This is a genomic window from Pseudomonas sp. I2, assembly GCF_040984075.1.
In the GTDB taxonomy this organism is placed as follows: Bacteria; Pseudomonadota; Gammaproteobacteria; order Pseudomonadales; family Pseudomonadaceae; genus Aquipseudomonas; species Aquipseudomonas guariconensis_B.
In genome coordinates, this window is the sequence record NZ_JBCGFQ010000008.1 from 39,468 (window position 1) to 54,509 (window position 15,042).

At 64.9% G+C, this 15,042-nt stretch carries 12 protein-coding genes; all 12 read right to left on the bottom strand.

All coding sequences use genetic code 11. The annotated features are described in order from the left end of the window. Positions 1 to 80: 80 nt before the first annotated feature. Entirely contained in the window at positions 81 to 3,605 is a 3,525-nt protein-coding gene (gene dnaE / locus WCE05_RS05970; RefSeq protein ID WP_225787346.1) for a DNA polymerase III subunit alpha, read from the bottom strand. 129 nt (positions 3,606 to 3,734) lie between these two features. Beyond that, positions 3,735 to 4,364 carry a ribonuclease HII gene (gene rnhB, locus WCE05_RS05975; protein ID WP_225787345.1) on the bottom strand — a complete coding sequence of 210 codons (630 nt, stop codon included), beginning with the start codon at positions 4,362 to 4,364 and terminating at the stop codon, positions 3,735 to 3,737. Position 4,365: 1 nt separating this feature from the next. Further along, on the bottom strand, positions 4,366 to 5,493 hold the full coding sequence (gene lpxB / locus WCE05_RS05980) for a lipid-A-disaccharide synthase (protein ID WP_225787344.1): 1,128 nt from the start codon (positions 5,491 to 5,493) through the stop codon (positions 4,366 to 4,368). A gap of 1 nt (position 5,494) precedes the next feature. Next, positions 5,495 to 6,271 (bottom strand): acyl-ACP--UDP-N-acetylglucosamine O-acyltransferase, encoded by a 777-nt coding sequence (gene lpxA, locus WCE05_RS05985; protein ID WP_225787343.1) that lies wholly within the window; start codon positions 6,269 to 6,271, stop codon positions 5,495 to 5,497. Next, a complete protein-coding gene (gene fabZ / locus WCE05_RS05990) occupies positions 6,268 to 6,708 on the bottom strand; it encodes a 3-hydroxyacyl-ACP dehydratase FabZ (RefSeq protein ID WP_225787342.1) in 441 nt (146 codons plus the stop codon). Before fabZ ends, lpxA begins: the two co-directional genes overlap by 4 nt. 113 nt (positions 6,709 to 6,821) lie before the next feature. Beyond that, positions 6,822 to 7,877, bottom strand: coding sequence for a UDP-3-O-(3-hydroxymyristoyl)glucosamine N-acyltransferase (gene lpxD / locus WCE05_RS05995; protein WP_225787341.1), 1,056 nt, complete (start codon positions 7,875 to 7,877; stop codon positions 6,822 to 6,824). Position 7,878: 1 nt separating this feature from the next. Then, a complete protein-coding gene (locus WCE05_RS06000; protein WP_225787340.1) occupies positions 7,879 to 8,382 on the bottom strand; it encodes an OmpH family outer membrane protein in 504 nt (167 codons plus the stop codon). A gap of 44 nt (positions 8,383 to 8,426) precedes the next feature. Beyond that, the gene (gene bamA, locus WCE05_RS06005; protein WP_253079938.1) at positions 8,427 to 10,775 is read right to left on the bottom strand and encodes an outer membrane protein assembly factor BamA; all 2,349 of its coding nucleotides are present in this window, start codon (positions 10,773 to 10,775) and stop codon (positions 8,427 to 8,429) included. A 76-nt stretch (positions 10,776 to 10,851) separates the two neighbouring features. Beyond that, on the bottom strand, positions 10,852 to 12,192 hold the full coding sequence (gene rseP / locus WCE05_RS06010) for an RIP metalloprotease RseP (RefSeq protein ID WP_225787338.1): 1,341 nt from the start codon (positions 12,190 to 12,192) through the stop codon (positions 10,852 to 10,854). Between the two features lie 84 nt (positions 12,193 to 12,276). Beyond that, positions 12,277 to 13,467, bottom strand: coding sequence for a 1-deoxy-D-xylulose-5-phosphate reductoisomerase (gene ispC / locus WCE05_RS06015; RefSeq protein ID WP_368815598.1), 1,191 nt, complete (start codon positions 13,465 to 13,467; stop codon positions 12,277 to 12,279). After that, entirely contained in the window at positions 13,464 to 14,279 is an 816-nt protein-coding gene (locus WCE05_RS06020; RefSeq protein WP_225787336.1) for a phosphatidate cytidylyltransferase, read from the bottom strand. The genes ispC and WCE05_RS06020 overlap by 4 nt, the downstream gene beginning before the upstream one ends. Next, the gene (uppS, locus tag WCE05_RS06025; protein ID WP_225787335.1) at positions 14,279 to 15,034 is read right to left on the bottom strand and encodes a polyprenyl diphosphate synthase; all 756 of its coding nucleotides are present in this window, start codon (positions 15,032 to 15,034) and stop codon (positions 14,279 to 14,281) included. The genes WCE05_RS06020 and uppS overlap by 1 nt, the downstream gene beginning before the upstream one ends. Positions 15,035 to 15,042: the final 8 nt, after the last annotated feature.

Consider the following 15,042-nt stretch of genomic DNA (forward strand, 5'->3'; position numbering starts at 1 on the left):
AGGCGGCCGGCCGGTTGATCCGTTTGGCGCCCTACCTTAAGGGATCAGGCGCATTCAGGTCGAGATTAAAATTGGTCGATTCAGCGGTATTGCAGGAAGACGTTCTCACGCCCGAACTGGTCACGCAGGGCCTGGATCAGGCCATCGGCCGGGTCGATCGACCACTCGTCGCCGAATTGCAGCATGGCCCGCGCATCGCTGCCGGTGTACTCCAGGGTGATCGGGCAGCCCCCGCGATGGCGGGTGATCAACTCGCCGAGCCAGGCCAGGCGATCGCCCTTGAGGGCATCATGGGCCACCTTCAGGCGCAGGCTCTCGGCCAGCTTGGTGCGAGCGTCCTCCATGGTCATCACTTGCTTGACCCGCAGGCGCAGGCCACCGGAGAAATCGTCGTGGCTGACCTCGCCTTCCACCACCACCATGGCGTCGGTCTGCAGCAGCGCCTGGGCGGCCATGAAGGCATCGGCGAACAGCGAGGCCTCGATGCGCCCCGAACGGTCGTCGAGGGTGATGAAGCCCATCTTGTCGCCCTTCTTGTTCTTCATCACCCGCAGGGCAATGATCATCCCCGCCACCGTCTGGGTGTCACGCGACGGCTTGAGGTCGACGATGCGCTGGCGGGCGAAACGGCGGATCTCGCCCTCGTACTCGTCGATCGGGTGGCCGGTCAGGTACAGGCCAAGGGTATCCTTCTCGCCACGCAGGCGTTCCTTGAGGGTCAGCTCGCGGACCTTGCGGTGGTTGGCATAGACATCGGCGTCCTCCTCGACGAACAACCCGCCGAACAGGTCGGCGTGACCACTGTCGGCGGTGCGGGCGGTCTGCTCGGCGGCCTTGATCGCCTCTTCCAGGGCCGAAAGCAGCACCGCGCGGTTGCGGTCGATATTGGCCTGGTAGGCCTTGAGCTCGTCGTGGAAGTACGGGCCCAGGCGATCCAGCGCACCGCTGCGGATCAAGGCATCGAGGGTACGCTTGTTGATGCGCTTGAGGTCGACCCGCTCGCAGAAGTCGAACAGGTCCTTGAACGGCCCGCCCTCGGCACGCGCCTCGACGATGGCCTCCACCGGCCCCTCGCCGACGCCCTTGATCGCACCCAGGCCATAGACGATGCGGCCATCGTCGTTGACCGTGAACTTGAAGTCGGAGCTGTTCACATCCGGCGCGTCCAGGCGCAGCTTCATGCTGCGCACTTCCTCGATCAGCACCACCACCTTGTCGGTGTTGTGCATATCCGCCGACAGTACCGCCGCCATGAACGGCGCCGGGTAGTGCGTCTTGAGCCAGGCGGTCTGGTAGGAGACCAGTCCGTAGGCGGCCGAGTGCGACTTGTTGAAACCGTAGCCGGCGAACTTTTCCACCAAGTCGAAGATGTTGCCCGCCAGCTCGGCATCGATGCCGTTCTGCGCGCAGCCCTCGATGAAGCCACCGCGCTGCTTGGCCATCTCCTCGGGTTTCTTCTTACCCATCGCCCGGCGCAGCATGTCGGCGCCACCGAGGGTATAGCCAGCCATCACCTGCGCGATCTGCATCACCTGTTCCTGGTACAGGATGATGCCGTAGGTCGGTGCCAACACCGGCTTGAGGCCGTCGTACTGGTAGTCCGGGTGCGGGTAGGCGAGCTCGGCGCGGCCGTGCTTGCGGTTGATGAAGTCGTCCACCATGCCCGACTGCAGCGGGCCGGGGCGGAACAGCGCCACCAGTGCGATGAGGTCTTCCAGGCAGTCGGGCTTGAGCTTCTTGATCAGCTCCTTCATGCCACGGGATTCGAGCTGGAACACCGCCGTGGTCTCGGCCTTCTGCAGCAGGTCGTAGGTCTTCTTGTCATCCAGCGGGATGAAGTCGATGTTGACCTCGGGCAGGTTCTTGCGCGCCTGGTCGCGGTTGATGGTCTCCATCGCCCACTTGATGATGGTCAGGGTTCGCAGGCCGAGGAAGTCGAACTTCACCAGGCCCGCGGCCTCCACGTCGTCCTTGTCGAACTGGGTCACCAGGCCGCCGCCCTCTTCGTCACAGGCGATCGGCGAGAAGTCGGTCAGTTTGGTCGGCGCGATCACCACGCCACCGGCGTGCTTGCCGGTACCCCGGGTGACGCCCTCGAGCTTGAGGGCCATGTCCCAGATCTCACGGGCGTCCTCGTCGCTCTTGAGGAAGTCGCGGAGCATCTCTTCCTGCTCGTAGGCCTTCTCCAGGGTCATGCCGACCTCGAAGGGGATCATCTTCGACAGGCGGTCGGCCAGGCCGTAGGACTTGCCCTGGACCCGCGCCACGTCGCGCACCACCGCCTTGGCGGCCATGGTGCCGAAGGTGATGATCTGGCTCACCGCATTGCGCCCGTAGGCCTCGGCCACGTAGTCGATCACCCGGTCGCGGCCGTCCATGCAGAAGTCGACGTCGAAGTCGGGCATGGAAATACGTTCAGGGTTGAGGAAGCGCTCGAACAGCAGGTCGTAGGCCAACGGATCGAGGTCGGTGATCTTCAGCACGTAGGCCACCAGCGAACCGGCACCCGAACCCCGGCCGGGGCCGACCGGTACGCCGTTGTTCTTGGCCCACTTGATGAAGTCCATAACGATCAGGAAGTAACCGGGGAAGCCCATCTGGATGATGATGTCCAGTTCGAACTTCAGGCGGTCCAGGTAGACCTGGCGCTTCTCTTCGTAGTTGGGCGTGGTCTCCTTGGGCCAGAGCACCGCCAGGCGCTCCTCCAGGCCTTCGTGGGCGACGTGGCGCAAGTAGTCGTCGATGCCCATGCCGTTGGGCGTGGGGAAGTCGGGGAGGAAGTACTTGCCCAGCTGTACCTGGATGTTGCAGCGCTTGGCGATCTCCACGGTGTTGGCGATCGCGTCCGGCAGGTCGCTGAACAGCTCGGCCATTTCCTCCGCGCTCTTGAGGTACTGCTGATCGCTGTACAGGCGCGGGCGACGCGGATCGTCCAGGGTCCAGCCCTCGCCGATGCAGACGCGGGTCTCGTGGGCGTCGAAGTCCGACTGCTTGATGAAACGTACGTCGTTGGTCGCCACCAGCGGCGCGCCGAGGCGATCGGCCAGGGCCACGGCGGCATGCACGTATTCCTCGTCGCCCGCGCGGTTGGTGCGCTGCAGCTCGACATAGAAGCGCTCGGGGAACATGCCCATCCAATCGCGCAGCAGGGCTTCGGCCTCGTCGATCTTGCCCGCCAGCAGGGCCATGCCGATGTCGCCTTCGCGGGCTGCGGACAGGCCGATCAGCCCTTCGCTGGCCGGGGCGATCCACTCGCGCTGGATGACCACCAGACCGTTGCGCTGGCCTTCGACCCAGCCACGGGAGATCAGCTCGGTGAGGTTGCGATACCCCTTGGGGTTCATGGCCAGGAAGCAGATGCGCGAGAGCGGTGCCTCCGGGTCGGTGCCAGCCAGCCACAGGTCGGCACCGCAGATCGGCTTGATGCCGGCCCCCATGGCGGTCTTGTAGAACTTCACCAGCGAGCACATGTTGCTCTGGTCGGTGATCGCCACCGCCGGCATGTTCATCCCGGCCAGGGCCTTGGCCAGCGGCTTGATCCGCACCAGGCCGTCGACCAGCGAGAATTCGGAGTGCACACGAAGATGAACGAAGGAAACCGGCATGGATGATCCTGTGGCAGTGCGGAACGACAAGGGCGGGATTGTAACCCAACAGCCGGTCGAGTGAGTGTCGGGGGGAGGTAATTAGGCAGTGCGCACGGGCTTTTCGGGGGATGGCAATCTTGGGGCCAATCAAGGCTCGAGCAGAGACCCGGTGATACCGTCGCGGGCTTCCCAGGCTGCGCGCACCGGTGCGAAGGAGCGCCGGTGGATCGGCGTCGGCCCGAGCCGCGCCAGGGCTTCCAGATGCACCGGCGTGGGATAGCCCTTGTGTCCGCCAATACCATAGCCAGGGTAGATCAGCTCGAAGGCGCTCATTTCCCGGTCACGGGTGACCTTGGCCAGGATCGAGGCAGCGGCGATGGCCGGGACCTTGGCATCGCCCTGGACCACTGGCGCAGCCGGCACGGCCAATTTTGGGCAGCGGTTGCCATCGATCAACGCCAGCTTCGGCGTGATGCTCAGGCCCTCCACCGCGCGCTGCATGGCCAGCATGGTCGCGTGGAGGATATTCAGGCGGTCGATTTCCTCGACCTCGGCACGGGCGATACAAAATGCCAGGGCCTTTTCGCAGATCTCGTCGAACAGCACCTCACGCTTGGCTTCGGTGAGTTTCTTCGAATCGTTCAGGCCGAGGATCGGCCTGTGCGGGTCGAGGATCACCGCAGCGGTGACCACCGCTCCGCACAGCGGGCCACGGCCGACTTCGTCGACACCGGCGACCAGTTCCTCGACCAGGTTGAAATCCAGTCCCATTTGCATCCTATCGGGCTCCCAGCAAGCTCAACACCGCATCGGCCGCCTGGTTGGAGGCGTCGCGACGCAAGGTACGGTGGATCTGGTCGAAGTGTTCGGTCTGCTGGCTGCCGTCGGTGATCAGCGGCGCCAGGGCCTGGGCGAGGGCTTCGCTGGTGGCGGCGTCCTGCAGCAACTCCGGCACCAGCAAGCGCTGGGCCAGCAGGTTGGGCAGCGACACGTAGGGGCTGCGCACCATGCGCTTGAGAATCCAGAAGGTCAACGGCGCCAGGCGATAGGCGACCACCATCGGCCGCTTGTACAGCAAGGCTTCGAGGGTCGCGGTACCGGAGGCGATCAGCACCGCATCGCAAGCCGCCAGGGCCTGGTGCGACTGGCCGTCGAGCAGGGTCAGCGGCAGGTCGCGGCCTTGCAGCATCTGTTCGAGCTGGGCACGTCGCGCCGGATTGGCGCACGGTGAAACGAAACGCACGTCCGGCACCCGTTCGCGCAGGCGCTGGGCGGTGTCGAGGAACAGTTCCCCCAGGCGCCCCACCTCGCCGCCCCGGCTACCGGGCATGAGCGCCACCAAGGGGCCGTCGCCGAACCCGAGCGCGGCTCGGGCAGCCTGGCGGTCGGCCTCCAGCGGTATGGTGTCGGCCAGCGGATGGCCGACGAAACGCACCGGCACACCCTGCTCTTCGTAGAACTTCGCCTCGAACGGGAGCAGGGTGAGCATCAGGTCGCAGCCTTCGCGAATCTTCAGCACACGCTTCTGCCGCCAGGCCCAGACCGATGGGCTGACGTAGTGCACGGTCTTGATCCCGGCCTGGCGCAGCTTCAGTTCGATGTTGAGCGTGAAGTCCGGCGCATCGATGCCGATGAACACGTCCGGTTTCTCGGCAATCAGGGTCTGGATCAGCGCCTTGCGCCGCTTGAGCAGCTCGCGCAGGCGCCCCAGCACCTCGACCAACCCCATGACCGCCAGGCGCTCCATGGGGAAGTAGGAAACCAGACCCTCGGCCTCCATCAACGGGCCACCCACGCCAATGAAGCGTACGTCGGGATGGCGCGCCTTGAGCGCGCGCATCAGGCCGGAACCGAGAATGTCGCCGCTGGCCTCGCCCGCGACCAGCGCTACGCAGAGTTGGGCCATGTCAGCGCGTGATGCCGCGGGCGGAGCCGAGGATCGACTGGCGGAACAGCTCGACCTCCGGGAACTGGCCGGCCAGCTCCTCCAGTTCCTTGAGCGCCTCTTCCACGGTCAGGCCCTGGCGATAGACGATCTTGTAGGCGCGGCGCAGGGCGTGGATCACCTCGTCGCTGAAGCCACGACGGCGCATGCCTTCGAAGTTCATGCTGCGCGCCTCGGCCGGGCTGCCGAACACGGTGACGAAGGCCGGGACGTCCTTGCCGATCGCCGTGCCCATGCCGGAGAAAGCGTGGGCACCGATATGGCAGTACTGGTGCACCAGGGTATAGCCAGACAGGATCGCCCAGTCGCCCACATGCACGTGCCCGGCCAACGCCGTGTTATTGACCAGGATGCAGTGGTTGCCGATGACGCTGTCATGCCCGATATGGGCATAGGCCATGATCAGGTTGTGATCGCCAAGGGTGGTTTCCGAGCGATCCTGGATGGTGCCCCGGTGAATGGTCACGCCTTCGCGGATCACATTGTGATCACCGATCACCAGGCGCGTCGGCTCGCCCTTGTACTTGAGATCGGGGGTGTCTTCACCGATGGAGGAAAACTGGAAAATGCGGTTGTGCCTGCCGATCCGGGTCGGCCCCTTGAGCACCACGTGCGGACCGATGACGGTGCCCTCCCCGATTTCCACATCGGGGCCAATGATCGACCAAGGGCCCACCTCGACGCCGTCGGCCAGCCTGGCCGCAGGGTCGATGATCGCCCGAGGATCAATCGAACTCATAGTTCACGTTCCGCGCAGATAATCTCCGCCGAGCAGACCTGCTTGCCATCGACGGTAGCCTGGCACTCGAACTTCCAGATCGAACGCTTGCGGCTGAGGAACTTGGCCTCGAGGATCAACTGGTCGCCCGGCAGCACAGGCTGGCGGAAGCGCAGGTTGTCCGAGCCGACGAAGTAATAAAGGGTACCGTCCGCCGGCTTGGCATCGAGCATCTTGAAACCGAGAATCCCGGCCGCCTGGGCCATCGCCTCGATGATCAGCACGCCCGGCATGATTGGATGCGCGGGAAAATGGCCATTGAAGAACGGCTCATTGATGCTGACATTCTTGTAGGCACGAATGCTCTGGGCCTCGAAGTCCAGGTCCGTCACCCGGTCCACCAGCAGGAACGGGTAACGGTGAGGCAGGTATTCGCGAATCTCGTTGATGTCCATCATTTCGGGGGGAAGCCTGTAGTAAGAATAGGGAGCGCAGGTGCTGACCACACGCTCCTTTTACAATCCAAAGAGGAGCCAGCTAGCGACGGTTCACTCTTGCTCAGGGAATGGTATCAGCCTTCTGATGCCGGCTGACCACCTGAGGTCACGGTATCGACACGTTTTTCCAGCTGCTGGAGACGCTTGGACATCTCGTCCAACTGGCGAATACGCGCGGCGCTCTTGCGCCATTCGGCCAAGGGTTGCATGGCCGTGCCGGAGGAATAGGCGCCCGGTTCGGTGATCGAACGGGTCACCATGGTCATCCCGGAAACGAATACGTTATCGCAAACATCGATATGACCGACCATGCCGACACCGCCAGCGATGGTGCAATGCTTGCCGATGCGGGTGCTGCCGGAGATCCCCACGCAGGCCGCCATGGCGGTGTGCTCGCCGATCTGCACGTTGTGGGCGATCTGGATCTGGTTGTCCAGTTTGACCCCATCGCTGATCCGCGTGTCCGACAGCGCACCACGGTCGACGGCGGTGTTCACGCCGATCTCCACGTCGTCGCCGATGGTCACCCCGCCGATCTGGGCGATCTTGCGCCAGATGCCCTTCTCGTTGGCGAAGCCGAAGCCCTCGCCACCGATCACCGCACCCGACTGGATCACCACGCGCTTGCCGATGGTCACGTCGTGGTACAGGGTTACCCGCGGCGCCAGCCAGCCACCTTCGCCGATCACGCAGCGCGCACCGACGAAGCAGTGGGCACCGATGGTCACGTTGGCGGCGATCCGCGCGCCGGCCTCGATCACCGCGAACGGGCCGATGCTGGCACTGGCGTCCACCTGTGCATCCTCGGCCACCACGGCGCTGGGATGAATACCCGCCACAGCCTTGGGCTTGGGATCGAACAGGTGGGAAATGCGCGCGTAGGCCAGGTACGGGTCGGCGACGATCAGGGCATTGCCGGCAAAGCCTTCGGCATCCGCGGCCTTGAGCAGCACCGCGGCGGCCTGGCTGTTGTCCAGGTACTTGCGATACTGCGGGTTGGCCAGGAAACTCAATTGCCCGGGCCCGGCCTCCTGCAAGGTGGCCAGCCCGGTGATCTGCAGCCCCTCGGGCCCCTTGAGGGTGGCCCCGAGGGCCTCGGCCAGTTGGCCAAGCGTCATGGTCACGGTCATATCAACGAGCTTGGTTCATACGCTCGATGACTTGGCGGGTGATGTCGTACTGCGGCTTGACATCGATCACCGCACCACGCTCGAGCACCAGGTCGTAGCCACCACGCTTGATGACCTCCTCGACGGCGCCGTCGAGCTTGGGCTTGAGTTGCTTGAGCATGTCGCGGTCGGCGACGGCCTTGGCTTCGTTCAGCTCCTTGGACTGGAACTGGAAGTCACGGGCCTTCTGCTTGAATTCGAGTTCCAGGCGCTCGCGCTCCTGCTGGGGCATCTTGTCGCCACCCTTGATCAGGCGGTCCTGGATGCCCTTGGCGCTGCTTTCCAGATTCTTCAGCTTGGTCAGCTGCGGGCCGAACTTCTTCTCGGCATCGACCGCGTACTTCTTCGCCGCGTCCGATTCGAGCAGTGCCATCTGGTAGTTCAGCACGGCGATCTTCATTTCGGCGAAAGCCGGGGTGGCGACCAGCGCCGCGGCCAAGATGGCCAGTTGAGTCAACTTACGCACGATGCACTCCTGGATAAACCGTTTTCGTTGAGCGAGGGCCGACCTCAGAAGGTCTGGCCCAGAGAGAATTGGAACACCTGGGTATCGGCATCGTCCGGCTTCTTGACCGGCATCGCCAGGCTGAAGCTCAGCGGGCCCAGCGCAGTGATCCAGGTGACGCCCAGGCCAACCGAGCTGGCCATGCCCGAGAAGCCGACCTTCTCGCAGTCCGGCTTGCTGCCGCAGTTGGTGTCGAACACGTTACCGACGTCCCAGAACACCGAGGTACGCAGCGAACGCTGGTCCTTGACGAACGGCAGCGGGAACAGCAGCTCGACACCACCCTGGACGAGGACGTTGCCACCGAACGGCAGCGGGTCCTGGTCCGGGTCGCGGATGGTACCGGGGTTGTTGCCCTGGCTCGGGGTACTGCGAGGGCCCAGGCTGCTGTCCTTGAAGCCACGGACAGAGTTGAAGCCACCGGCATAGTAGTTCTCGTAGAACGGCAGGCCCGAGGTACCACCGAAACCATCACCATAGCCCAGTTCGGTGTGCAGGCGCAGGGTGTAGTCGTTGGTGATCGGCTTGAACAGCTGGCCACGGTAGTCGAGCTTGTAGAACGACAGGTCGCTGCCCGGCACGGTGGTTTCCAGGGTCAGGCTCTGGGAATGACCACGGGTCGCCAGCACGCCCTTGTTCAGGGTGGACTCGGACCAGCCCACCGACGCCTTGAAGTTCAGGAAGCTGTCGCCCTCCTCCTCGAGGAAGTCGAAGATCTCGTCGACGGTGTAGCGGCCGGTCTTGATCTCGTCCCGCTGCACGGAAAGGCCGTAGGTCAGGCGCGAGGTCTCGCTGATCGGGTAGCCGATGCTGACACCGGCGCCCAGGCTGTCCACCGCATAGCTGGCCACGTCGACGTCGAGGTCGTCGTAGTCGGTGCTGCGGTAGAAGGCGTTGTAGCCCAGGCTGACGCCATCGGCGGTCCAGTAGGGGTCGACGAAGCCGAAGTTGTAGCGGGTCTGGTACTCGCTACGGGTCAGGCCGATGGAGACCTTGTTACCGGTCCCCAGGAAGTTGCTCTGGCTGATCGAGCCACCCAGGATCAGCCCCGCGCTCTGGGCGAAACCGACGCTGGCGGTGATCGAGCCGGAGGCCTGCTCCTCGACGCTGTAGTTGACGTCGACCTGGTCGTCGGTGCCCGGCACCGGCGGGGTCTCGACGTTGACTTCCTTGAAGAAGCCCAGGCGCTCCAGACGGGTCTTGGACTGATCGATCAGGTAGGTCGAGGCCCAGCCGCCCTCCATCTGGCGCATCTCGCGACGCAGCACTTCGTCTTCGGTCTTGGTGTTGCCGCGGTAGTTGATGCGGTTGACGTAGGCGCGCTTGCCCGGGTCGACCACGAACATGATGTCGACGGTATGGTCTTCGTCGTTGGGTTGCGGCACGCCGTTGACGTTGGCGAAGGTATAGCCCTCGTTGCCCAGGCGACGGGTGATCAGGTCGGAGGTGGTGGTCATCACCTTGCGCGAGAACACCTGGCCCGGCTGCACCAGCAGCAACGACCGGACCTGGTCTTCCGGTACCTTGAGGTCGCCGGAGAGCTTCACGTCGCGAACGGTGTACTTCTCGCCTTCGTTGATGTTGACGGTGATGTAGACGTGCTTCTTGTCCGGGGTGATGGACACCTGGGTCGAGGCGATGTCCATGTTGATGTAGCCGCGGTCCAGGTAGTAGGAACGCAGGCGCTCCAGGTCACCGGAGAGCTTCTCGCGGGCGTACTTGTCATCGTTCTTGAAGAACGACAGCCAGTTGGTGGTCTTGAGCTCGAAGAGCTGGGTCAGGTCTTCGTCGCTGAAGACGGTGTTGCCCACCACGTTGATGTGCTGGATGGCGGCGACGGTGCCTTCGTTGATCTTGATCTTCAGGCCGACCCGGTTGCGCGGTTGCGGCACCACCTCGGCGTCGACCTCCGCCGAATAGCGGCCCTGAGCCACGTACTGGCGCTGCAGCTCGTTACGCACCCCCTCGAGGGTGGCCCGCTGGAAGATCTCGCCCTCGGCCAGGCCCGACTGCTTCAGGCCCTTCATCAGGTCTTCGGTGCTGATGGCCTTGTTGCCCTCGATCTCGATGCTCGAGACCGACGGACGTTCGACCACGTTGATGATCAGGACATTGCCGTCGCGGCTCAGCTGGATGTCCTGGAAGAAGCCGGTCTTGAACAGCGAGCGGGTGGATTCCACCAGACGCCGATCGTCGACCTGGTCGCCCACGTTCAGTGGCAGGGCCCCGAACACGCTGCCTGCGGAAACCCGCTGCAGACCATTGACACGAATATCGGAGATGGTGAAGGACTCGGCGTGAACTTCAGCGATCATCAGTGCGGAGAGGACCGCAGTTAGCAGCAGACGTTTCATGAAGTCCTTTTATTCCAACTGGCAATAAACAACCCGCCGCGAGTGGGGCGGCAGGTTCGCAATTGAGCGAAGCTTTTTATAGTCGACCCAGATCGTTGATCAGGGCGAGCAACATCACCCCAATGACTAAACTGATACCGATCTGGACCCCCCAACCTTGCACCCGATCCGAGAGCGGACGACCGCGCGCCCACTCGATCAGGTAGAACAGCAAATGCCCCCCATCCAGTACTGGGATGGGCAGCAGGTTAAGAACCCCCAGGCTTATGCTCAGGTAGGCCAGGAAATTCAGGAAATCCCCCACGCCCGACTGGGCTGAAGCGCCCGCCACTTTAGCAATGGTTATCGGTCCGCTCAAGTTTTTTACCGAGAGCTCCCCGAACAGCATTTTCTTCAGCGATTCGAGGGTCAGGACGCTCATGCTCCAGGTTCGCGACAGGCCCTCGCCCACCGCTTCCAGGGGGCCATAGCTGACTTCGCGAAGCATGCTGGCGGGCCATTCGACGCCCTTGACACCTGCCCCCAGGTAGCCACCCTCGCCCTGCCGGGCCAGGGTGACCGGGACCTCCAGCTGCGCCCCGTCACGCTCCACGCGCAGCAGCACCTTGGCCTCTGGGCGGGCACGCACGCCGTCGACCACCTGCTGCCAGTCGCTCAGCGCGACCCCGTCCAAGGCCAACAATTTGTCGCCACTCTTGAGCCCGGCGGCGGCAGCCGGCCCCTTGGGATCGATCTGCGCCAGCACCGGCGTCACCGCCGGGCGCCAGGGGCGCAAGCCGAGGGAGCGGATCGGGTCGGGCTCGTCGACGCCCTTGAGCCATTGATCCAGGCGGATATCGTGCTGGCGCTCGACCGAGCCGCCCTCGTCACGCACACCGACCCGCAGGGTCCCGCTCTCGCCCAGGCGACGAACCAGCTGCAGGTTGACCGCCGACCAGCCATTGGTCGGCTTGCCGTCGACGGAGACGACTTCCTGACCGGCGGCCAGGCCGGCGGATGCCGCCAGGCTGCCCGACTCGACCGCGCCGATCACCGGACGGACCTGCTGGGTGCCGAGCATGGCCAGGAGCCAGAAGAACAGGATGGCCAGGAGGAAGTTGGCGATGGGGCCGGCCGCGACTATAGCGATGCGCTGGCGCACCGGCTTGCGGTTGAAGGACTGCTCCGCCAATGCCGGCGGCACGTCGCCCTCGCGCTCGTCGAGCATCTTGACGTAGCCACCCAGGGGAATCGCCGCGACCACGAACTCGGTGCCATGACGGTCGTGCCAGCGCAGCAGTGGCGTGCCGAAGCCCACGGAGAAGCGCAGCACCTTGACGCCACAACGCCTGGCCACCCAGAAGTGGCCGAATTCATGGAAAGTGACCAATACACCCAAGGCAATCAGGGTGCCGATAATCATGTAGAGCGCTGTCATATCTATCTCCAAATGACGTTCAGCCCAGCCCTGGACCTTGTACGAAAAGTGCCGGAGCGGCGACTTTTCGTACAAATCTCACCATCAGCGACCGTGGCGCCTCAGCCATTCCCGGGAAAGCTCCCGGGCGCGCTGGTCGGCGGCGAACACCGCGTCCAGCGACGGCAACGGCACCACGGACTCCTGGTCGAGCACCTGTTCGATCATACCCGCGATCTCCGGGAAGCGGATACGCCGCTGGAGAAATGCCTCCACCGCCACTTCGTTGGCCGCATTGAGTACCGCCGGGGCGCTGTTGCCGGCCTCGGCAGCCTGGCGCGCCAGGCGCAGGCAGGGGAAGCGCTGTTCGTCGGGCGCCTGGAAATCCAGGCGGGCGATGGCGAACAGGTCCAGCGGCGCGACCCCGGAATCGATCCGCTCGGGCCAGGCCAGGGCATTGGCGATCGGCGTGCGCATGTCCGGGTTGCCCAGCTGGGCGAGCACCGAACCATCCACGTAGTCCACCAGGGAGTGGATCACACTCTGCGGGTGCACCACCACTTCCACCTTGTCCGGCGCGGCATCGAACAGCCAGCAGGCCTCGATCAGCTCCAGGCCCTTGTTCATCATGCTCGCCGAGTCGACCGAGATCTTCCGCCCCATGGACCAGTTGGGGTGAGCGCAGGCCTGCTCCGGCGTGACGTTCGCCAGGGCGGCTGCCGGCGTCTCGCGGAACGGCCCGCCCGAGGCGGTCAGCAGGATGCGCCGCACACCCACCGGGGCCAAGCCACGGGCGTAGTCGCCTGGCAGGCACTGGAAGATCGCGTTGTGCTCGCTGTCGATCGGCAGCAGCACGGCACCACTGCGCCGCACCGCCCCCATGAACAGCGCACCAGACATCACCAGGGCTTCCTTGTTGGCCAGCAGCACCTTCTTGCCCGCCTCGACGGCCGCCAGGGTCGGGCGCAGGCCCGCGGCACCGACGATGGCCGCCATCACCGCGTCCACTTCGGCCGCGCGGGCCACCTGGCACAACCCCGCCTCCCCTTCCAGCACCTCGGTGGCGCAGCCGGCCGCGGCCAACCCCTCGCGCAGGCGCGTGGCGGCCTCGGCGCTCGGCACCACGGCATAGGCCGGGCGGTGCCGCTCGCACAGCGCCAGCAACTGGTCGAGACGGGAATAGCCACTCAGGGCGAACACCTGGTAGCGCTCAGGATGACGGGCGATGACATCCAGGGTGCTCAGGCCGATGGAGCCGGTCGCCCCCAGCACGGTAATGCGTTGCGCGCGACTCACATCACACCCCACTCGGCCGCCCAGAGCAGCACGGCGAACATCGGGATCGCCGCGGTCAGGCTGTCGATGCGGTCGAGCACGCCGCCATGGCCGGGCAGCAGGTTGCTGCTGTCCTTGATGCCTTCGCGGCGTTTGAACATGCTCTCGGTCAGGTCACCGATCACCGAGGACATCACCACGACCACGGCGCCCAGCAGGCCCAGCAGCAACTGACCGATACCCCAGTCGCGGGCCAGGCCCACGCCCAGGGCGATCAGCAGGCTGACCGCCAGGCCGCCATAGACCCCTTCCCAGCTCTTGCCAGGGCTGACCTGTGGCGCCAGCTTGCGCTTGCCGAACGCGCGCCCCGAGAAGTAGGCGCCGATATCGGCGGCCCAGACCAGCACCATGACCGCCAGGATCAGCCCGTTGCCCAGCGGCCAGTGCTTGAGCAGCACCAGGCCCTGCCAGGCCGGCAGTAGCACCAGCAGGCCGATCAGCAGGCGACAGGCAGCGCTGGCCCACAGCTCGCTACTGCGTGGGTAGGTGAGCACCAGCCAGGTGGCCAGCCCCCACCAGATCACCGAGGCGCCAAGCACCCAGGGCGCAAGGTCCGGCATCAGGTAAAGCAGCATCAGCGCCCCGGCGACCACCGCGGCATAGGCCAGGCGCAACGGCTGGGCCACGAGCCCCGCCAGGCGCGCCCACTCCCAGGCGCCGACGGTCACCACGAAGCCGATGAACAAGGCGAAATCCCCGCCGTGTAGCAGGAAGAATCCACCCAGCGCGATCGGCAGCAGGATCAGCGCAGTAATGATGCGTTGTTTAAGCATTAAGCACGAGCTCCAGCCTCGACCTGCTCGCTGGTCTTACCGAAGCGGCGCTGGCGCGAAGCGAAATCGGCCAGGGCGTTGCGCATGGCCTCGTGTTTGAAGTCCGGCCAGTACAGGTCGGAGAAGTACAGCTCGGCATAGGCCAACTGCCACAGCAGGAAGTTGCTGATGCGATGCTCGCCCCCGGTACGGATGCACAGGTCGGGCAACGGCAGGTCGCCGGTGGCCAGGCAGGTTTGCAGCAGCCCCGGGGTGATGTCGTCCGGACGCAGGTGGCCGGCCTGGACTTCCCGCGCCAGGCGTTGGGCGGCCTGGGCGATGTCCCACTGGCCACCGTAGTTGGCGGCGATCTGCAGGATGAAGCGATCGTTGCCGGCGGTCAGGGCCTCGGCCTCGCGCATGGCGGCCTGCAGCTCAGGGTGGAAGCGCGTGCGGTCACCGATGATGCGCAGGCTGATGCGGTTCTCGTTGAGGCGCTTGGCCTCGCGGCGCAAGGCCGAGAAGAACAGCTCCATCAGGGCACCGACCTCCTCGGCCGGGCGCTGCCAGTTCTCGCTGGAGAAGGCGAACAGGGTCAGCACCTCGACCCCCGCCTCGGCGCAGACTTCGATCACCGCGCGCACGGCGTCCACGCCAGCCTTGTGCCCGGCGACGCCGGGCAGCAGGCGCTTCTTCGCCCAGCGGTTGTTACCGTCCATGATGATCGCGACGTGACGCGGCACCGAAGGCGATGCCGCTGGCTTGGTCTTTTCCATGAAAAAGT